The 17981-nt window shown below is 72.2% G+C and carries 17 protein-coding genes and 2 pseudogenes; 7 read left to right on the top strand and 12 right to left on the bottom strand.

What is annotated here, in order from left to right:
- Positions 1 to 135 precede the first annotated feature (135 nt).
- A complete protein-coding gene (locus J7656_RS03765; RefSeq protein ID WP_017343958.1) occupies positions 136 to 357 on the bottom strand; it encodes a DUF8028 family protein in 222 nt (73 codons plus the stop codon).
- 313 nt (positions 358 to 670) lie between these two features.
- On the opposite strand from J7656_RS03765, the gene J7656_RS03760 reads away from it, so the two are divergent.
- Together J7656_RS03760 and J7656_RS03755 are read left to right on the top strand one after the other, a co-directional pair.
- Positions 671 to 1732: an asparaginase gene (locus J7656_RS03760; protein ID WP_017343957.1), complete on the top strand. Its 1062-nt coding sequence runs from the start codon at positions 671 to 673 to the stop codon at positions 1730 to 1732.
- A gap of 99 nt (positions 1733 to 1831) precedes the next feature.
- Positions 1832 to 3067 (top strand): hypothetical protein, encoded by a 1236-nt coding sequence (locus tag J7656_RS03755; RefSeq protein ID WP_017343956.1) that lies wholly within the window; start codon positions 1832 to 1834, stop codon positions 3065 to 3067.
- Between the two features lie 27 nt (positions 3068 to 3094).
- Here the strand turns inward: J7656_RS03755 and J7656_RS03750 are convergent, their stop codons facing one another.
- The 10 genes and pseudogenes from J7656_RS03750 to cheB form a co-directional block, all read right to left on the bottom strand.
- Positions 3095 to 4318, bottom strand: a complete 1224-nt coding sequence (locus J7656_RS03750) for an ATP-dependent ribose-1-phosphate kinase (protein WP_211554153.1) — start codon at positions 4316 to 4318, stop codon at positions 3095 to 3097.
- On the bottom strand, positions 4315 to 5286 hold the full coding sequence (locus J7656_RS03745; protein WP_017343954.1) for a ribose 1,5-bisphosphate isomerase: 972 nt from the start codon (positions 5284 to 5286) through the stop codon (positions 4315 to 4317). The genes J7656_RS03750 and J7656_RS03745 overlap by 4 nt, the downstream gene beginning before the upstream one ends.
- 60 nt (positions 5287 to 5346) lie before the next feature.
- A complete protein-coding gene (locus J7656_RS03740) occupies positions 5347 to 6024 on the bottom strand; it encodes a ribulose-1-phosphate aldolase (RefSeq protein WP_211554151.1) in 678 nt (225 codons plus the stop codon).
- Positions 6021 to 6734, bottom strand: a complete 714-nt coding sequence (locus tag J7656_RS03735; protein WP_211554149.1) for a ribulose-1,5-bisphosphate 5-phosphatase — start codon at positions 6732 to 6734, stop codon at positions 6021 to 6023. The genes J7656_RS03740 and J7656_RS03735 overlap by 4 nt, the downstream gene beginning before the upstream one ends.
- An 84-nt stretch (positions 6735 to 6818) precedes the next feature.
- The gene (locus J7656_RS03730; RefSeq protein ID WP_211554147.1) at positions 6819 to 7691 is read right to left on the bottom strand and encodes a CheF family chemotaxis protein; all 873 of its coding nucleotides are present in this window, start codon (positions 7689 to 7691) and stop codon (positions 6819 to 6821) included.
- Positions 7692 to 8906: a HEAT repeat domain-containing protein gene (locus J7656_RS03725; protein ID WP_017343950.1), complete on the bottom strand. Its 1215-nt coding sequence runs from the start codon at positions 8904 to 8906 to the stop codon at positions 7692 to 7694.
- Positions 8906 to 9724 (bottom strand): CheR family methyltransferase, encoded by an 819-nt coding sequence (locus J7656_RS03720; RefSeq protein ID WP_017343949.1) that lies wholly within the window; start codon positions 9722 to 9724, stop codon positions 8906 to 8908. Before J7656_RS03720 ends, J7656_RS03725 begins: the two co-directional genes overlap by 1 nt.
- A pseudogene (locus J7656_RS03715) lies at positions 9721 to 11580 on the bottom strand (chemotaxis protein CheA); the annotation flags it as partial. The pseudogene J7656_RS03715 and the gene J7656_RS03720, both read right to left, overlap by 4 nt.
- Positions 11581 to 11678: 98 nt before the next feature.
- Positions 11679 to 12075 (bottom strand): annotated as a pseudogene (locus tag J7656_RS15240) (Hpt domain-containing protein); the annotation flags it as partial.
- Positions 12075 to 13175 carry a chemotaxis-specific protein-glutamate methyltransferase CheB gene (gene cheB / locus J7656_RS03710; RefSeq protein WP_211554135.1) on the bottom strand — a complete coding sequence of 367 codons (1101 nt, stop codon included), beginning with the start codon at positions 13173 to 13175 and terminating at the stop codon, positions 12075 to 12077. The gene cheB and the pseudogene J7656_RS15240, both read right to left, overlap by 1 nt.
- A 102-nt stretch (positions 13176 to 13277) precedes the next feature.
- Here cheB and J7656_RS03705 point away from each other — a divergent pair, with 102 nt between their 5' ends.
- The 4 genes from J7656_RS03705 (at position 13278) to J7656_RS03690 (ending at position 15604) form a co-directional block, all read left to right on the top strand.
- The gene (locus J7656_RS03705) at positions 13278 to 13751 is read left to right on the top strand and encodes a chemotaxis protein CheW (protein ID WP_017343946.1); all 474 of its coding nucleotides are present in this window, start codon (positions 13278 to 13280) and stop codon (positions 13749 to 13751) included.
- Between the two features lie 113 nt (positions 13752 to 13864).
- The gene (locus tag J7656_RS03700; protein ID WP_017343945.1) at positions 13865 to 14560 is read left to right on the top strand and encodes an RAD55 family ATPase; all 696 of its coding nucleotides are present in this window, start codon (positions 13865 to 13867) and stop codon (positions 14558 to 14560) included.
- Complete coding sequence (locus J7656_RS03695; RefSeq protein WP_211554131.1) at positions 14560 to 14952, top strand: DUF8057 family protein; 393 nt, start codon at positions 14560 to 14562, stop codon at positions 14950 to 14952. The genes J7656_RS03700 and J7656_RS03695 overlap by 1 nt, the downstream gene beginning before the upstream one ends.
- Before the next feature lie 43 nt (positions 14953 to 14995).
- Complete coding sequence (locus J7656_RS03690; protein ID WP_017343943.1) at positions 14996 to 15604, top strand: DUF7504 family protein; 609 nt, start codon at positions 14996 to 14998, stop codon at positions 15602 to 15604.
- A gap of 34 nt (positions 15605 to 15638) precedes the next feature.
- Here the strand turns inward: J7656_RS03690 and J7656_RS03685 are convergent, their stop codons facing one another.
- Positions 15639 to 16229 carry a DUF6517 family protein gene (locus tag J7656_RS03685; RefSeq protein WP_017343942.1) on the bottom strand — a complete coding sequence of 197 codons (591 nt, stop codon included), beginning with the start codon at positions 16227 to 16229 and terminating at the stop codon, positions 15639 to 15641.
- 129 nt (positions 16230 to 16358) lie between these two features.
- Here J7656_RS03685 and glmM point away from each other — a divergent pair, with 129 nt between their 5' ends.
- Complete coding sequence (glmM, locus tag J7656_RS03680; protein ID WP_017343941.1) at positions 16359 to 17723, top strand: phosphoglucosamine mutase; 1365 nt, start codon at positions 16359 to 16361, stop codon at positions 17721 to 17723.
- Positions 17724 to 17981: the final 258 nt, after the last annotated feature.

Below are 17981 nucleotides of genomic sequence, written 5' to 3'. Positions count from 1 at the left end.
GGCGGGAGGGAAAGGGCGGAAGGCAGGAGGGGAAGGGCGGAAGGAGGGAGGGCGAAGCGCCGGTGTCCACGCGGCGCGTCGGACGTTCGGAGGGCGGTTCGACTCGGCTCTCGGTGAGCGGTCAGGCGTCGACGGTCACCGCTTGTAGTCGTGACCGAGCGCGAGCGCGAGCGCGTTCGCGAACAGCAGCACGACGAACAGCTGCCCGGTGCCGCCGTCGAGCCCCGAGTACAGCAGGGCGGGGTACGTCGCCGGGATGGCGATGGCCGCCCAGAAGGCGGCGGCCTTGACGGTGCCGGTCATCAGCCCGGCGAGCCGTTCGCCGGAGGCGATCTGGGTGGGAGCGGGGGTTGACATGGACACTTCTCCGTACGACGGGGGACCACATATACCCCGCCGAGGGTTCGACGAATTTCACCACATTTCTCGACCGATCGCGTCGTTTTAAAACGGCCGCAAAGACATTTTAACTGTTTATCGAGCCAGCTAATCCTTTGTTTCGGGATCAGCGGCGATCCGCCGGCCGCGGGGCGAGTCGACCCATCCGGAGCGACCAGACCGCTGCGGACCGCCGACGATGGGGGCGGGCGACAGTCGGAGACCGACGGGCGCGGCGCGGAACGACTGCCGCGGCACCAACCGCTTTGTCCGTCGGGGAGCGAGGTGGGGTATGACCGAGACCGATCGCCGTGACGGACGCGAGGACCGGAGGGATCCAGACGACGCAGCCGCGCGCGCCGACGGCGGCCGCCCGCGGGTAGCGGTCGTCGCCTGCGGCGGCACCATCGCCTCGGAGCCGGGCGACGACGGCGCGGCGCCCGAGAAGACCGGCGACGACCTCGTCGAGGCGGTGCCGGCCGTGAGCGACCACGCGCGGGTGACGACCAGAGAGGTGTGCTCACAGCCCGGGTTCGACGTGCGGTGGCGGGACGTGCTCGCGACGGCGACGGCCGCGCGCAACGCGGTCGCAGAGGGGGCCGACGGCGTCGTCGTCACCCACGGGACGGACACGCTCGCGGACACCGCGTTCGCGCTCGACCTCCTCACCGACCTCGACGCGCCGGTCGTCGTCACCGGGGCGCAGCGCCGGCTCGACGAGCCCTCCAGCGACGTGCCCGCGAACCTCGCGCTCGCCGTCCGGGCGGCCGCGGACGACCGCTTCGCGCCGGGCGTCCACGTCGCGTTCGACGACGAGCTCCACGCCGCCCGCGACGTGGTGAAGGGCCACAGCAACGCGCTGTCGACGATGACCTCGCCGGGGACGGGACCGGTCGCGACGTTCACCCGCGCCGCCTCGCGGCTGGTCCGGGCCCCCGAGCGCGGCGTCGCGGTCGACCCCCTCGCAGACGCGATAGGGGGCGCCGCGGACGTGCCCGAGGTCCCGGTGATCCACTCCGGGACCGGCGTCGGCGCGGGCGCGCTCGAACGCGCGCTCGACGCTGGCGTCGGCGGGATCGTCGTGGAGGGGACCGGTCTCGGCAACGTCACCGGGGCGCTCGGCGACGCGATCGGCGAGGCGGTCGAGTCCGTGCCGGTCGTCGTCGCCGGCCGCCCGCCCGCCGGGCCGACGGAGCCGGTGTACGGGACGCCGGGCGGCGCCGTCACGCTCGCGGACCGCGGGGTGACGTTCGCCGGCGACCTCCCGGCCGCGAAGGCGCGCGTCGCGCTCGCGCTCGGCCTCGCGGCCGAACTCGACTCCGAGGGGATCGAGGCGCTGTTCGCGCCGGCGTAAGCCGACCGCGACGGGCGGACGAAACCGCTCGCCGCGATGGGTCAGACGGGCGTTTGAGCTTACAGGAAGCCCTTATGTACCGGCCGCGTACCGAGAGGTATGACTCAGTTCACGCGACGACGGACCCTCTACGGCGTCGCCGCCGCCGGCAGCGTCGCGCTCGCGGGGTGTACGGAGGCCAGCGTCCCGGCGGACGGCAGCGACGGGAGCGGAGGCGACGGAGACGGCAGCGACGGGAGCGGAGGCGACGGAGACGACGGGCCCGACGGCGACGGCGGCGACGCCGAGGAGGTAACGACGGTCGTCCAGCAGGTCGGCGCCGCCCTCTCGGGCCCGGCGTGGCGCCGGACCGAGCGGCGCGGGTTCTGTACGCTGATCGCCGAGGAGGGAGACGGCTCGTGGCTCCTCGACGACGCACCCGAAGAGGTCCGCGCGTTCGTCGAGGAGACCGACTTCGCGGAGTCGGTCCTCTGTTACGTCGAGTCCGTCGGTCCCGACACCTGTCACGACGAGATCGCGTTCGAGAACGTGGGCGTCGAGGACGGGACGCTCGTCGCGGACGCGACGGTCCGCGGGGCGGAAAGCGACGACGTCGCCTGCGGCCAGGCGATCACGTACCCGGCCGCGCTGCTCCGGGTCACCGCCGACCCGCTCCCCGACGCGGTCCGGCTCTCCGTCACCGACGGCTGGGGCGAGACGGGGACGGTGCGCGACGGCGACTGGCTCCGCGACCCGGACGGGCTCGCCGGGGGGATCCGGCCCGACCACGAGCCCTCGACCGTCCCCGCCGCCTTCGACTGCGACGCCGACGGCTTCGAGCGACACCCGAAGATGTACGACGGCGGGGTCAACTGGGGCGGCGGGGGCGGCGCCGGCAGCGACGCCAGCGGCGACGGGCCGCTCGCGCTTCGCGTCGTGACCCCCGGCGACGACGACGCCGGGTCCGATCCGCTCGCGATCGGCCGCGGCACCCGGTTCCGGATCGAACTGACGAACGTCTCCGCGCGCGAGGCGTCCGTCGGCAATCAGGGGAAGTACAACCTGGAGATCCGCACCGAGGACGGGTGGACCGAGCTCCGCGGGACCGACGGCGACGCCACGTTCGCGTACACCGACGAGGCGATCATCGTCCCGCCGGGCGAGAGTCTGGAGTGGGAGTTCGAGATGACCGAGTCCGGGCTCGTCGAGGGCGGGCCCGTCAGGGACGGGACGTCGGTCGAGGGTGGCCCGCACGCCGACGCGCTCCGGGTCTGCCCGGACCTGGTCCCCGGTCGGTACCGGTTCGTGTTCTGGGGCGCCGCCGACCTCGCGGTCGCGTTCGATTACGAAGGGTGACCGCCCCGGCGGTGACCCCGCTGTGCGTCAAGCGCGCACTTCGATCAGCAGGTCCGTCTCGGGCGACTCGCCCATCGTCTCGCGGACGCGGTCCCACGAGAGGTCGGTGCGCGCGGTCACCGACTCGGTCGCGACGGCGCCGCAGGCGTTGCCGACCAGGATCGGCACCTGGTAGTCGCGCGGGTCGTGCGAGAACCCGTCGCCGGTGATTTCCGGCTCCCGGAGCGCGGCCGCGAGGAACCCGGCCGCGAAGGCGTCGCCCGCCCCGGCCGTGTCGACCGGATCGACGTCGAACCCCGGGTGCGAGACGCTGCCGTGCGGCGTCCGCACCGTCGCGCCCTCGTCGCCGAGCTTGATCGCGACGACGCGGTCGTCCGGCTCCCACGGGTCGACGTCGGTCGCCGCTTCGAGCGCGTCGGCCTCGCGGTCGTTTAAGAAGAGCACGTCGCTCGCGTGGAGCGCGGCCTCGAACTCGCGGTCCGCGACGCGGCGCCCGGGGTCGAAGCTCCGGGTCGCGCCCGCCTCCGCGGCCGCGGTCGCGAGCGCCGCCGCGGTCTCGGGCTGCTGGCCGGTGAGGTGGAGGTGGTCGGCGGCCGCGAGCGTGTCGCGGTCCAGCCCGGCCGCCGAGAACGACTCGTTGGCGCCGTCGTTCGCGAGCATGAGCAGTTCGCCGCCGCCGTCGACGATGACGTACTTCACCGAGGTGGGCTCGTCGGCGTCGACGAGCACCTGCCCCGGGTCGACGCCGGCGCTCGCGAGCTCGCGCAGCGCGAGCGCGCCCGACTCGTCGCCGCCGACGCTGCCGTAGACGACCGACTGGCCGCCGAGGTCGACGAGCCCGACCGCGACGTTCGCGGCGCTGCCGCCGCCGGACTGTTCGAGCCGCTCGATCCGCGTCTCGCCGTCCGGCTCGGGGAGGCTGTCGACGTGGATCGTCACGTCCCAGTTGATGTGGCCCGCCGAGACGACCTTCGGCACGCGGTCGGCCTCGTCGGGGGTCAGGTCGGGGTCGCGGTCGACCGCGGGATCGACGTCGTCGCCGGCGCGGTCGGCGGTTCCGTCGGCGGCCTCGTCGCCGCCGACCGGCCCTTCGGTGCCGCCGTCCGGGGCCTCCTCCCACTCGTCGACCTCGCGGTCCCACGCCGCGACGGTCTCGTCCCAGTCGTCGACGCCCTCGTCTCCGGGGTCGCCGTCGACCGAGGCGCCGTCGCCCGACGCGCTGTCCTCCGGAGCGCCGTCGCGCCCGCTCATGGCTCCGCCCACGGCTCGGCGGCGCCCTCGCCGAACAGCTCGCGCATCAGCGTCACGATGCTCTCCGGGGGGAACTGCCCCTGCTCGGTGACGATCGCGTCCATGTACCGCGGCGGCGTCACGTCGAACGCGGGGTTCTCGACCGCGATGTCGCCGATCTCCTCGCGGGCCTCGGGCTCGATCACCTCGCCCTCGTCGCGCATCTCGATCTCGACGGTGTGGCCCGTCAGCGTCTCGGGATGGAGCTTGATCGTCTGGGCCGCGGTCATGATCGGGACGCCGCGCTCGCGGGCGTTGACCGCGAGCCCCGAGGTGCCGATCTTGTTGATCACGCCGCCGTCGGCGGCGATCGAGTCGGCGCCGACGACGACGTGGTCGACCTCGTCGAGGTAGCGCCGCGCCGCGGAGTCGACGATCAGGGTGACCGGCACCCCTGCGTCGCGGAGCTGTTCGGCGGTGATGTGCCCCTGCTGGCGCGGGCGCGTCTCCTTGACGACCGCCGAGATCGACTTCCCCTGCTCGACGGCCGCCTCGATGCACGCGAGGGCGTCGGTGGAGTGGCAGTGGGTCATCACCGTGTCGCCGTCCGCGAGGCGGTTCGCGCCCACCTGCCCGAGGTCCTCCTGCGCGCGGTCGAGCTGTTCGACGAACGCCTCGCTCGCGTCGACGACGCTCCGGCGGAGCCGATCGACGGAGTCGCCCTCCATCCGCTGGAGGACGTAGCGGAGGGCGTTCGGCAGCGACACCGCGGTCGGGCGCGTCTCGCGGAGGGTTCGCGCCGCGGCGCGCATCGACGCGCGGAACGCCTCGGGGTCGCTCGCGGTCGCGTCCGCCTCGGCCGCCGCCTCCGCCTGCTCGGCGAGCGCCTCGGCGGCCGCGGAGGCGATGGTGGCCGCGCCGCGGATCTCCATGGTCGCGATCGACTCGGCGGTCTCGCGGACCGCCGGCGCCGGCTCGGTGTCTGTCATACCGATCCGGTAGCCGCCCGTGTATTTATAAAACCGGCCGACTGTCGGCGATTCCCCTCCTCACTCCGCGTCGGGCTGCTGGCCGTAGCTCTCGAACCGCTCCTCCACCGTCGCCATCTGCTCGTCGGTGAGGACGTGCGGCTCGCCGACGGCGGACGCGCGCAGGTAGAGGCGGCAGATGTCCTCGACGTGGCGGGTGTTCTCCACCGCCGTCTCGATATCGGGGCCGGTCACCACGAGCCCGTGGTTCGCGAGGATCGCGGCGTCGGAGCCCGCCTCGGCCATCGCGGCCACGACGTTCGCCGCCAGCTCCTCGGTGCCGTACGGCGCGTAGTCCGCTAAGGGGACCTCCCGCCCCACGGCGGCGATCATGTAGTGGATCGGGGGAAGCTTCTGATGAAGCGTCGCCATCGTCGTCGCCCACGGCGAGTGGGTGTGGACGATCGCGCCCGGCCGGTCGTGTTGATAAATGCCCGTGTGCATCGGCACCTCGCTCGACGGCGCCATCCGCCCCGCGAGCCGCTCGCCCTCCAGCGACACCACGGGCACGTCGGCGGCGTCGAAGGAGTCGTAGGGGACGCCGGTGGGCGTGACGGCGACCGAATCGCCGTCGCGGACGCTCAGGTTCCCGGTCCGGCCGGGCGTCAGGTCCGCGAGCGCGGGGGCGTACTCGACGACCGCCTCGCGCGCCCCGCGCAGGAGGTCGGAGTTGGCGTCGTCGCGGCTCTCTCGGGTCACGCCGCCACCTCCGTCAGGTCGGCGAAGGCGTCGAGCCGGTGGTCCGGGCGCTGTCGTTCGGACAGTTCCGCGTCCGCCGGCGCGTCGCCGTCGGCGACGAACAGCGCCGAGTCGAGCCCGACGGCGTTCGCGCCGGCGACGTCGGTCTCGACGTTGTCGCCGACCGCCAGCGCCTCGCTCGGCCGGCGGTCAAGCTCGGCGAGCGCGCTCGTGAACGGGAGCGCGCTCGGCTTCTCGCGGCCCACCTCCTCGGAGGTGACGAGCAGGTCGATCCGGTCGTCGATCCCGAGGCGCACGAGCTTCCGCAGCTGGACCCGCGTCGTGAGGTTCGTCACGACCGCGACGTCCGTCCCCGCTGCGTCGAGGGCGTCGAGGACCGCCTCGACGCCGTCGCAGAGCGACATCTCCGCGAGGTAGCCGTTCCAGTAGGCGTCGCCAGCCGCCAGCGCGCCCGCGGGGTCGGGCTCGCCCGCGTGCCGAGACAGCCCGCGCTTGAAGTAGACGTGGCGGGAGTGCGAGGCCGCGGTGCCGCCGGTTTCGCGCTTCGTTTCCCGCCGGCCGGTCGCGTACAGGTCGTCGAACGCCGCGCGGTCGAGTTCGTACCCGCGCTCGCGGAGGGCGTCGAGCGCGGCCCGCTTGCCCGCCTCGTTACACGGGGCGTACGGGTACAGCGTGTTGTCGAGGTCGAAAAGCACTGCCTCGTAGCTCATGCCCGTACTGCGCCGGGCGGCGACTTAAGCGTGATTCGACGCGCCGACCCGGCGCGGGGTTGCTTTCGGGGGAGCGAGGCCGCCCTACTGCTCGTTCATCGCTTCGCTGGCGATGTTGCGGCCGCGGGAGTTGAGCGCGACCTCGCGGCGGACCCGGACCTCCTCGACCACTTCGAGCTCGACGAGCCGCTCGAACGTCTCCTCGACGTCGTCGACGTCCATCCCGAGGAACGAGGGGATCTCGAACGGCGAGACGCCGGAGTACAGCGCCATCAGCACCTCCCGGTCGCGGTTAGAGAGGTCGACGTTCGTCGAGGAGCGCTCCTCGCCCTTCCGGAGCCACGACTCGACGAACCGCATGCGGCTGGGGTCGCCGGCGACGTGGGTCTCGATGCTCGTCCCCTCGTCGTCGGTGTGCGACACCTCGATGACGGGCTTTTTGTCGCCGTTGACGGTGCGCTTCGCCGCGTCGAGCCCGCTGATGTCGTCGAGGTCGAACTTCACGAACGCGCCGCGCTCCAAGGCCGCGTTGAGCCCGTTCTCGTCGATCTTCACGCGGGCCTGCTCCCACTCGGTGTCCTGGACGACGCCGCCCTCGATCGCGGGGTGTTTCGCCATCACGGTCTTCTGGTCTAAGAGCGCGCGGTAGACGTCGCGCTCGAACGGCTCGTGGTCCTTGGCGGCGACGAGCATCACCTGCTCGCCGAGGTCGAAGCTCACGTAGTTGGAGACGCGCGCGACCGACTGGTTCGCGTCGTGGCGACCGCCGAGCCGCTCCAGCTTCGACAGCGGGACGGTCCGCTTCCCGTCGTTGCCGGCGAGTATCAGCCGCCGGTTCGAGAGGAGGACGCGGCCGGGCGTCCACGAGACGTCGCTCACCTTTCGGCCCTCCCGGACCGCGACCGCGAACTTCGCCTGCGTGTCGGTGATCTTGTACTCGCCCTCCTCTTGCGCCATTTACGGACCCCCCGCGCGCAGCTTCGAGACGGCCGAGAACACGCGCTTTCTGACGGCCTGGCTGTCGTCGTCCGCGTACTCTTCGAGGCGGTTGAGCGTCTCCTGCCCGCCGATCTGCCCGAGGACGAACACCGCCTTCGCGCGGGCGTCCTCCGGGTGTTCGGGCCCCAGCTTGTCGAGCAGGCGGTCCTCGACGACCGGGCCGCCGAGGCTCTTGAGGCTCGTGGCCGCGAACTGCGCGGTCTGCGGGTCGTCGTCCGCGAGCGCGTCCGCGAGCGCCTCCACCGCAGTCGCCGTATCCGGGTCCGCCACTCGGCCGAGGATCCACGCCGCGTTCCGGCGCTGGCGGGACTGCTGGCCGTCGGTGAGGATCTCGACGAGCGGCTCGACGACGGTCGCGTCGTCGGCCGCTTTCAGCTCCGAGACCACCTGGTCGCGGACCGCGTGGCTCTGCTGGGTCGGCACGTTCGAGAGCAGCTCGATCACCGAGTACACCGCCGCGTTGCGGACGACGGCGCTCTCGTCGCCGAGCGCCCGCGCGAGCGGCTCGACCGGCTCCGGCGTGCTCGCCTTGCCGAGCGCCCCGGCCGCGATCCGCCGGATCGACTCGTCGCCGTCGTCGAGCAGGTCGAGCAGCGGCGACAGCGCCTCGTCCGTGCCGATCGTCCCCAGCGCGTTCGCCGCGGCGCGGCGCACCCGCGGCTCCTCGTCGTCGAGCCGCTCGCGGAGGCCGGGGACCGCCCTGGCGTCCGCGAAGGTCCCGCAGGCCTGCGCCGCGCGAAGCCGGACGCGGGGGTCTTCGTCGTCGAGCGCGCCGACCAGGGGTTGGAGACCGCTCGCGTCGTCGAGGCGCCCGAGCGCGTTCGCCGCCGCCATCCGGAGCTCCGGTCGGTCGGCCTTCAGCGCGCGGGCAAACTTGCGCGCGGTGACCCACTCCGCCTCCGAGTCGCCGCCGCCGCCGGTGAGCTCCTCGAGGAGCTGTTCGAGCGCCGCCTCGCCGATCTCGTCGAGCGCGTCGACCGCCGCGCCGCGGACCTCGGGGTCGTCGTCCGTCGTCGCCGCGCGGAGCAGCCCGTCGATCGTCGGCTGGTCGCCCTCCTCGCCGACCTCGCCGAGGAACTCGGCGGCGCGCCGCCGGACGGCCGCGCTGTCGCTACCGAGCGCGTCTCGAAGGCGCTCCGCGTTCCCGTCCCGAGCGTGCTGGTACAGCGACATCAGCGCCTCCCGAACACCCGCCGTCGCTTGTCGATCGGTTCGTAGCGGTCGCTGCGGTCCGGCGGGACGCTCTCGGTCATCCCCAACACGAGGACACCGTCCTCGGCGAGCGACGCCTCCAGCGTGTCGAAGAGGGCGGCCTTGTGGTCGACGTCGATGTAGATCAGCAGGTTCCGGCACAACACCACGTCGAAGGGGTCGCGGGCGCCGTCGCGGATCAGGTCGTGCGTCTCGAACTCGACGAGTCGGCGCGGGGCCTCCCGGACGCGGAACGTGTCCTCGTCGCGCTCGACGTAGCGGTCCGGGTCCGAGAGGGGTTCGAGCTCCTCGGCGATGTCGGTCGTCCGCGTCGTGTGATAGACGCCCTCGCGGGCGTTGTCGAGCGCCTCCTCGCTGATGTCGGAGCCGAGCACCTCCACGCGCGACTCGTCGATCTCGGGGTCGTCGCAGGCCAACATCGCGACGGAGTACGGCTCGCGGCCGTCCGCCGACGGCGCGGACCAGACGCGGACCCGCCGCTGGTCCGCGGTCCGCTCGCGTAGCACGTCCCGGAGGACGTCCCACATCTCCGGGTTGCGGAAGAACTCCGTCACGTTGATCGTGAGCGCGTCCATCAGCGCCTGCCGCTCGTCGGCGTCCTCGCGGAGGATGCGCTCGTACTCGGCGTGCGACTCCGTGTCTCGCCGGCGCATCCGCGCCGTGATCCGGCGGTCGAGGTACGACTCGTTGTAGTAGCCCGGCTCGAACGGCACCGTGTCGTCGATCTGCCGGAGGACGCCCTCGAACGCCGTCTCGCCGTCGTCCGCTGACCCGCTCATAGGCTCACCACGTCGAGCACGGCCACGACGTCCCCGTCGCCGAGGACGGCCGTGCCGCTGAGGCCGGGCGTCCCCGAGAGCGGGCCGTCGAGGGGTTTGACCACCACTTCCTCTTGGTCGAGCACAGCGTCACAGTGGAGCGCGACCTGCCGCGTCTCCTCGCGGATCCGGACGAGCATGCCGTCGTCGTCGGGCCCGCCAGCGCCGTCGGGCTCGGAGCCGGGCGCCGTGGGATCGGCCGGGACGAACCCGTCGTCGCCCGGCTCGTCGGTCGCGACGCCGCCGTCGGCAGCGGGAGTCTCGTCGGCGGCCGCCTCGGCAGCGGCCGCCTCGGTAGCGGACGCCTCGGCCGCGTCAGCGGCCACCTCGCCGAGCCGCTCGTTCAGGCGGATCACCGGGTAGAGGTCGTCCTCGTGTCTGACGACCTCGTCGCCGTGGACCTCCTCGACGTCGTCGGCGCGGGCGACCTCCGCGATCGACTTGATCGGGATCCCGTACTCCGTGCCGCCCACGTCGACGAACATCACCTTCACGATGGCGACGGTGACGGGGAGCCGGAAGCGGACCGTGGTCCCCTCGCCGGGCTCGCTCTCGACGGAGACGGAGCCGTCGAGGTCGCGCGCGGTCGTCCGGACCACGTCCATCCCGACGCCGCGGCCGGAGACGTCGGTCACCTCCTCCGCGGTGGAGAAGCCGGGGTGGAAGACGAGATCGTACACCTCGTCGTCCTCCATCGCGTCGACCGCCTCGCGGCTCTTGACGCCCTCGTCGACCGCCTTCTCGCGGAGCTGGTCGGGGTCGAGTCCGCCGCCGTCGTCCGCGACCTCGATGATCACGTGGTCGCGCTCGCGCTCGGCCGAGAGCTTGACGTGACCGGTCGGGTCCTTCCCAGCGGCCTCGCGCTCCTCGGGCGGCTCGATCCCGTGGTCGACCGCGTTCCGCAGAACGTGTACGAGCGGGTCGCGCATCTCCGTGAGGATGGTGCGGTCGAGCTCCACGTCGTCGCCCTCGATCTCGAAGTCGATCCGCTTGTCGAGGTCCCGCGAGATGTCGCGGACGAGCCGCGGGAACGAGTCCGATACCTGCGAGAACGGGATGAGCCGCATGTCCATCGCCGTGTCCTGCAGGCTGGAGGCGAGCTTGTCGAGCTCGTCTAACGTGTCGGACTCGGCGTCGGCGGCCTCCAGCTCCCGCCGGAGCTTGATCCGGCTCGTCACTAACTGCTCGACGAGCCCGTACAGCTCGTCGACCTGGTCGACGTCGACGCGGATCGACTTGATCTCGTCGCCGGACTTCGACTCCGACTTCGAACCGGAATCGTCCGACTTCGAACCGGAATCGTCCGACTTCGAACCGGAATCGTCGCCGCCGTCGTCGGCCCGTTCGGTCTCACCGCCGATTTCCTCGTCTACGCTCTCCTCGGCCGGCTCCGCGGCCTCCGAACCGGCGTCGGCCGGCTCGTCGTCGATCGCCGCGTCGGCGGGTTCGGCGTCGTCCGACTCGGCGTCCGCGTCGCTCGACTCCGCCTCCGCGCCGTCCGCGCGGTCGCCGACCGCGACCGCAGTGACCGCCTCGACCTGCGTGAGCGCCCGGAGCCCCTCGGCGACGACCTCGGGGTCGGCGCCGCCGACGAAGGCGTCGAACGACTCGTCGTACTCGCCGTCCTCTAAGGCCTCCGGCGCGGGGTCTGTCGCGTGCCCGTCGAACTGCTCGTCGAGCGCCTGGAGGACGAGCGCGGCGTCGACGCCCGGCATCTGCGCGTCGCCGATCGTCACGTCCGCGTACGCGACCGGGTCGGGGAGGTCGGCCGCGGCCGCCGGCGGCTCGGGGACCGAGACGTCGGTCGCGTCGTCCGCGTCGCCTTCGGCGTCATCTCCGGACTCGCCGGACGGCTCGCTATCGGTGTCGTCCTCGTCGCCGGTGGCCTCGTCGTTCTCGTCGTCACTCTCATCGCTTCCGCCGTCCCCCCCGACGGTGCCGTGTTCCTCCATCTCGCGCAGGCGCGATTCGAGGTCGGAGGGGTCGGTCGACACCTCGCCGGTGTCGGCGATCTCTTCGACCATCGCCTCGACCGTGTCGACCCCCTCGAAGAGGAGGTCCATCAGCTCGGGCGTCACCTCGCGGTCGCCCTGCCGGACCGCGTCCAGCAGGTCCTCTAAGGCGTGCCCGAAGTCGGAGACGTCCTCGTACCCCATCGCCGCGGCGTTCCCTTTCAGGGTGTGGGCGACGCGGAACACGTCGTCCATCGCCTCGGTGTCCTCGGGGTCGGCCTCGAGGGCGAGTAAGGCGTTGTTGAGGTCGGTGATCCCGTCTTCGGCCTCGGCGACGAACGCGGCGCGGTGGGAGTCCATCAGGCCTCACCCCCCACTATCGCGCCGGCGACGTCGTCGAGGTCGTAGACGGCGTCGACCCCGCCCGTCTCGACCGCGCGCTTCGGCATCCCGTAGATGACGCAGGTGTCCTCGCTCTGCGCCAGCGTGCGCGCCCCGGCGTCGGCCATCGCGCGGATCCCCTCGGCGGCGTCCGAGCCCATCCCGGTCAACACGACGCCGACGAGCGGGTCGTCGATCACCTCGGCCGCGGAGCGCATCGTCACGTCGGCCGCGGGGGTGACCGTGTGGGAGTCGTCGTCCTCGTCGAGCTTCACCCGGAGCCGCCCCGAGCGGTAGCTGTCGATCAGCGTGTGGCTCCCGCCGCGGGCGACGAGCACCTCCCCCGCGCCGATCCGCGCGCCGTCGCTCGCCTCCCGCACGTCGTACGCGGAGGCGGCGTCGAGCCGGTCCGCGAACCGCGAGGTGAACGCCTCCGGCATGTGCTGGACGACCACCACGCGACAGTCAGCCATCGGCAGCGCCGACAGCACGCGCTCGACCGCGTTCGGGCCGCCGGTCGACGCGGCGATAACGACCGTCAGCGGCCCGTCGACGTCCGCCGCGCCGGCGCCGGCGTCGCCGCCGGACTCGCTCGACCGCGACGCCGCGGCGCTCGGGTCGTCCCGCTCGCGGGTCGCGGCGTCGAGGTCGGCGCCCGCGACCGAGCGCACCGCCTCGACGAGGCGCTCCGACTCCCGCGAGACGCCCGTCGACACCTCGCCGCCGGGCTTCGCGAAGAAGTCGACCGCCCCGCGGTCCAGCGCCTCGAAGGTGACCTCCGCGCCCTCGTCGGTGTGCGCAGACAGCATCAACACCGGCGTCGGCGTCTCCTCCATCAGCCGCTCGACGGCTTCGAGCCCGCCCATCCCGGGCATTTCGACGTCCATCGTCACGACGTCGGGGCGCGTCTCGGCGACCACCGAGAGCGCCTCCTCCCCGTCCCCCGCCTCGCCGACGACCGCGACCCCGGCGTCGCTCAGGAGGTCGCCTATCAGTCCCCGCATGAACGGCGAGTCGTCGACGACCACCACCCGCGGCGACCCGTCCCGACCGCCGCGCCGATCCGTCGTCCTGCTCATGTCTCACGGCGGGCGCAGAATCAGCATAAATCCACGGACCCAGTAATCACCCCTGATAATTCAGGGGACACGATTATTTGTCGGTTCGCCGCAGCTACGGGCATGGCAGCAACAGAGGCGGAGGCCGAACCGACCAAGGTGTTGGAGTTCGGGTTAGGCGACGGGACGTACTGTCTGGACATCGGCGTCATCGACGAGATCGTCGACGCCGGCGAGCTCACGCGGATCCCCAACTCGCCGGACCACGTCGAGGGCGTGATGGACCTCCGCGGCCGGACGACGACGATCGTCGACCCGAAGACGCTGTTCGACATCGACGAGGACGGCCCGCGCGAGCGGATCGTCGTCTTCGACGACGCCGAGATCGACGAGGGCGGGACGGTCGGCTGGATGGTCGACGAGGTGTTCCAGGTCCGCGACGTCTCGCCCGAGGACGTCGACCAGGGCACGACGGTCGAGGACGAAGGCGTCCGCGGCATCGTCAAGTCCGACGACCGGTTCGTCGTCTGGGTCTCGCCGGACGTCGACGACGCGCTCGCCGCCGAACTCGACGACGTCGAGGCCGCGGAGGCGTAGGCGGGAGGAGAAGCCGACCCCGGTTCGGCGCGAGACGCTCGCTGACCGCGTCGGTTCTCACCCGTGAGAACCGGGTGCCAACGCTTATCAGCCGTCCGACGGGTTTCCCACGTATGCGCGTCTCAAGCGGCGTCCCGGGGTTCGACGGCCTCGTCGACGGCGGGTTCCCCGAGAACCGCCTCTACGTGGTCAGCGGTCCGCCCGGGAGCGGCAAAACGACCTTCTGTTCGCAGTTCGCGGCCCAGGGCGCCCGGAACGGCGAGGACGTCCTCTACATCAGCATGCACGAGACGAAGGAGGGGATCCGCGAGGACATGAGCGGCTACGACTTCGGGTTCGACCGCGCGCTCGACTCCGACCGCGTCACCTTCCTCGACTCCTTCTCGTCGGACGGTCGGCGCTTCTTCGGCCTCCCCGGCGACCGGCGCGACCGCTCGGGCGTCACCAACCGCCTCACCGGGTTCATCAACTCCCGCGACATCGACCGCGTCGTCTTCGACTCGACGATGCTGTTGCGGTTCCTCCTCGACGACGACGAGGACACGATGATCCAGCTGCTCTCCTCGCTGAAGCGGACCGACGCCACGACGCTGCTGATATCGGAGATGACCGACCCGAGCGCCTACTCGGAGGAGCACTACCTCGCGCACGGCGTCGTCTTCATGCACAACTACCTCGAAGACGAGGGGATGCAGCGCGGGGTTCAGGTGCTGAAGATGCGGGGGACGAACGTCGACACCGACATCCAAGACGTGGAGTTCACCGACGGCGGGCTCCGCGTCGGTTCGGCCGCGACGGTGACGCACTGATGTACGACCGCACGTTCGGCACGGAGTGGGACGACCTCACCCGCGAGGAGGCCGTCGAGCGCGCCTTCGCGCTGGGCGTCGCGGCCGGCGTCGACAGCGAGCGCCCGGATGAGCTCGACCGGGTGCTGGAGGCGTTCCCGGGGAGCTACGACCGGAGCATCGTGGAGCTGGCGTACGACGAGGGGCGGACGAAGGCGCTGGAGGCGAAGGCGGAGCGAGACGACCCCGACGACGAGGCGGTCTGGCGCTCGCTCGTCGACGGCGCCGGCGAGCCGCGCGAGTCGCCGGTCCCCGCCGCGCTCCCCGGTGCGATACGCGAGCTGACACTCACCGACGGGCCGCGGGAGGGGCCGCCGTCGTCGCTCGACCTCCCTTCCATGCTCCGAAAGTGATCCCTCGGAAGGGTTTTACCCGACACTCTCTCACGTTTTCACCATGACCGCGCTTCCCGACGCTGTCCGCGGTGCCGACAGCGTCCTCATCAGCGGTCCCCCGATGAGCGGGAAGTACGACCTGTTCAACCGGCTGCTCGCGGCGTGGTCCGACGGCCCGGTCGTCATCTCGACGGGCCGGACCGCGGAGAAGGTCCGCGCCGACTACGAGGAGTTGACGGGCGGCGACGGCGACGACGTCGTCGTCATCGACTGCGTCACCCACGAGCAGGGCGACAAGCGCGAGGACACGCCGACGACGAAGTACGTCGCCAGCGCGGGCAACCTCACCGACATCGGGATCAAGTTCACCGACGTCGTCGAGTCCTCCGCCGGGCGCGACCGCGCGGTCGGCGTCTACTCGCTCTCGCAGCTGCTGATGTACTGGGATCCCGAGCGCATCTACCGGTTCACCCGCGTGATGACCTCCCAGACCTCCGGCGAGGGGTGGCCGTTCGTCGGCGTCGTCGGCTCGACCGCCCACGACGAGCAGGTCGTCCACACCCTCCACGAGCCGTTCGAGCTCGTCGTCGAGACGCGCGTCGACGACGACGACAGGGAGTTCCGGGTCCGCGGCCGCGTCGGCCAGCCCTCCGACTGGCAGTCGTTCTGAGTCGATTTCGGCGGCGACGCGGGAGCCGAACCCCTCACCCGACTAATTCGAACTCCGCGCCGATCGGCGGCGCGTCGACGAGCCCCCAGTAGACGAACCGGTAGGTCCCGGGACCGAGCGGCGGGCAGACCGACAGGTCGACGCTGTCGACGGCGTCGGCGACCCCCGACTCGGTCAGCGTGATATCCCAGGAGTACGCCGAGCTCGTGTCCAGCGACGACTCGCTCCGCGGTAGCTCGACCGCCTCGCCCGTCGTCGAGCCGCGGACGTCGAGCCACCCCTCGCCCGTCTCGCGCTGGAGCGAGTACGCGGCCTCGCCGAGCGTGGGGGTCGGGGCGTCGCCGGTGTTGCGGAGGACGAGCCGGAGCGACTGGCCGTACGTCTCGGTCGTCCCCTCGGTGGAGAGCTCCACGGTCGTCTCCGCCGTCTCGACGAGGGTCTCGGTGACCGACGCCTCGAACGGCCGATCGAGGCGGACGAACTCCTCGTCCTCGCAGGTCAGCGTCGCCGGCGTCCCCTCGGGGCCCTGCGGCCCGTCGCCCGCGGCGAAGTCGAGGCAGCCCGCCGTCGCGACCGAGAGGGCGAGCGCGCCCCCGGCGAGCGCGTCGCGTCGCGTGTGGTCCATACGGGGCGAACGGGCGCCACCGGCATGAACCGCACGCGTCGTCGCGGGCCCGGCGCGAGCGTGTCCCTCCGCCGACACGTCGCCAAGCGGTTCGGAACCGCTTTCCCCTCGGCGGGCGGATGGTCTCCCATGGAGCTGTTCGGATCGAGCGGCATCCGTGGGGTCGCGCTGCGGTACCTCACGCCCGCGCTCGTCCTCGACATCGCGAAGGCGGCGGGGACGGTGTGGGACGCCGACCGCGTCGCCGTCGCGCGCGACACGCGGACCACCGGCGAGCTGTTCGCCAACGCGGCCGCGAGCGGGCTCGCCGCGGTCGGCTGCGACGTCGACCGGCTCGGCGTCGTCCCCACGCCCGCGGTCGGCAACTACTGCGAGTCGGCGGGCGTGCCCGCCGTCCTCGTCACCGCCTCGCACAACCCGCCGGAGTTCAACGGGATCAAGCTCGTCGGCGACGACGGCGTCGAGCTCTCTGTCGACGTGTTAGAGCGGATCGAGCGGCGCGTCCTCGACGACGAGTACGACCACGCTGACTGGCGGGCGGCGGGCGCGACGACGCCGGTCGAGGGCGCCGTCGACGACTACGTCGACCAGCTGATCGACGCGGTCGACCGCGAGGCGATCGCCGACGCCGACCTCACGGTCGCGGTCGACCCCGGTCACGGCGCGGCCTCGGTCGCGTCGCCTCGGATCTACCGCGAGCTCGGCTGCGAGGTGCTGACCGTCAACGCGACGCCCGACGGCCACTTCCCGGGCCGCGACTCCGAGCCGGTCCCGGAGAACCTCGGGGACCTCTCGCGGCTGGTCGCGACCTCCGACGCCGACGTGGGAATCGCGCACGACGGCGACGCGGACCGCGCGGTCTTCGTCGACGAGGACGGCGAGTTCGTCGACGGCGACACCTCCTTCGCGGCGCTGGCGGACGCCTGTCTCGAACCGGGCGACGCGGTCGTCAGCGCGGTCAACGTCTCCCAGCGGCTCGTCGACGTCTGCGCCGACAACGACGCCGACCTCGAACTGACGCCCATCGGCGCGACGAACATCATCACCCGCACCCGCGAGCTCCACGAGGAGGGGGTCAACGTCCCGGTCGCGGGCGAGGGCAACGGCGGCGTCTTCTTCCCGCCGTACCGGCTCTCGCGGGACGGCGCATACATCGGCGCGCGGTTCCTCGAACTGCTCGCCGACGCCGACGGCGCGCCCGTCAGCGAGGTCGTCGCGCCGTACAGCGACTACCACTTCGTGCGGGCGAACGTGGAGTACGAGGGCGACGACGAGCGCGACGAGCTGCTCTCGGCCGCCCGCGCGTACGTCGAGACCGCCGACGCGGAGCCGAACACGACCGACGGCTACCGCCTCGACTACGGCGACGCGTGGGTGCTCGTCCGCCCCTCCGGCACCGAGCCGAAGATCCGGATCTACGCCGAGTCCGCCGACGCCGAGCGCGCCGAGCGGCTCGCCCAAGACATGCGCGTCGCCGTCGAGAGCGGGCGATAGCGGCGACCTATTTATAAATAGACGCGGTGGCGCGTGCCTGCGAGCGGCCGCCCTCGGCGGCCGCGAGTCAGCACGCGCGAGGGAGTCGGGCGCTCCGAGGGCGACCGAAGGGAGCCCGAAGGACGCGCCCGACGAGGCTGGGGAGGCGTGAGGCTGCGGTGCGGTCGCGGTCGGGCAGGGCTCAAAGGGGCAGCCGGGAGGCGGGCGCAGGCGACGCAAGCACCGCAGGGAGCGAACGAAGTGAGCGACCGAGGAGCG

This window comes from Halorubrum ruber (assembly GCF_018228765.1).
Taxonomy (GTDB): Archaea; Halobacteriota; Halobacteria; order Halobacteriales; family Haloferacaceae; genus Halorubrum; species Halorubrum ruber.
The sequence above is the reverse complement of the archived record's forward strand: the minus strand, read 5'-3'. Positions and strand labels throughout refer to the sequence as shown.

Coding starts and splice junctions, on each gene's coding strand:
- J7656_RS03720 (WP_017343949.1), bottom strand. CDS start 9,724: ATGAGCGGGTCAGCGGACGACGGCGAGACGGCGTTCGAGGGCGTCCTC.
- J7656_RS03760 (WP_017343957.1), top strand. CDS start 671: ATGACCGAGACCGATCGCCGTGACGGACGCGAGGACCGGAGGGATCCA.
- cheB (WP_211554135.1), bottom strand. CDS start 13,175: ATGAGCAGGACGACGGATCGGCGCGGCGGTCGGGACGGGTCGCCGCGG.
- J7656_RS03730 (WP_211554147.1), bottom strand. CDS start 7,691: ATGGCGCAAGAGGAGGGCGAGTACAAGATCACCGACACGCAGGCGAAG.
- J7656_RS03685 (WP_017343942.1), bottom strand. CDS start 16,229: ATGGACCACACGCGACGCGACGCGCTCGCCGGGGGCGCGCTCGCCCTC.
- J7656_RS03695 (WP_211554131.1), top strand. CDS start 14,560: ATGTACGACCGCACGTTCGGCACGGAGTGGGACGACCTCACCCGCGAG.
- J7656_RS03765 (WP_017343958.1), bottom strand. CDS start 357: ATGTCAACCCCCGCTCCCACCCAGATCGCCTCCGGCGAACGGCTCGCC.
- J7656_RS03735 (WP_211554149.1), bottom strand. CDS start 6,734: ATGAGCTACGAGGCAGTGCTTTTCGACCTCGACAACACGCTGTACCCG.
- glmM (WP_017343941.1), top strand. CDS start 16,359: ATGGAGCTGTTCGGATCGAGCGGCATCCGTGGGGTCGCGCTGCGGTAC.
- J7656_RS03745 (WP_017343954.1), bottom strand. CDS start 5,286: ATGACAGACACCGAGCCGGCGCCGGCGGTCCGCGAGACCGCCGAGTCG.
- J7656_RS03705 (WP_017343946.1), top strand. CDS start 13,278: ATGGCAGCAACAGAGGCGGAGGCCGAACCGACCAAGGTGTTGGAGTTC.
- J7656_RS03755 (WP_017343956.1), top strand. CDS start 1,832: ATGACTCAGTTCACGCGACGACGGACCCTCTACGGCGTCGCCGCCGCC.
- J7656_RS03690 (WP_017343943.1), top strand. CDS start 14,996: ATGACCGCGCTTCCCGACGCTGTCCGCGGTGCCGACAGCGTCCTCATC.
- J7656_RS03750 (WP_211554153.1), bottom strand. CDS start 4,318: ATGAGCGGGCGCGACGGCGCTCCGGAGGACAGCGCGTCGGGCGACGGC.
- J7656_RS03725 (WP_017343950.1), bottom strand. CDS start 8,906: ATGTCGCTGTACCAGCACGCTCGGGACGGGAACGCGGAGCGCCTTCGA.
- J7656_RS03700 (WP_017343945.1), top strand. CDS start 13,865: ATGCGCGTCTCAAGCGGCGTCCCGGGGTTCGACGGCCTCGTCGACGGC.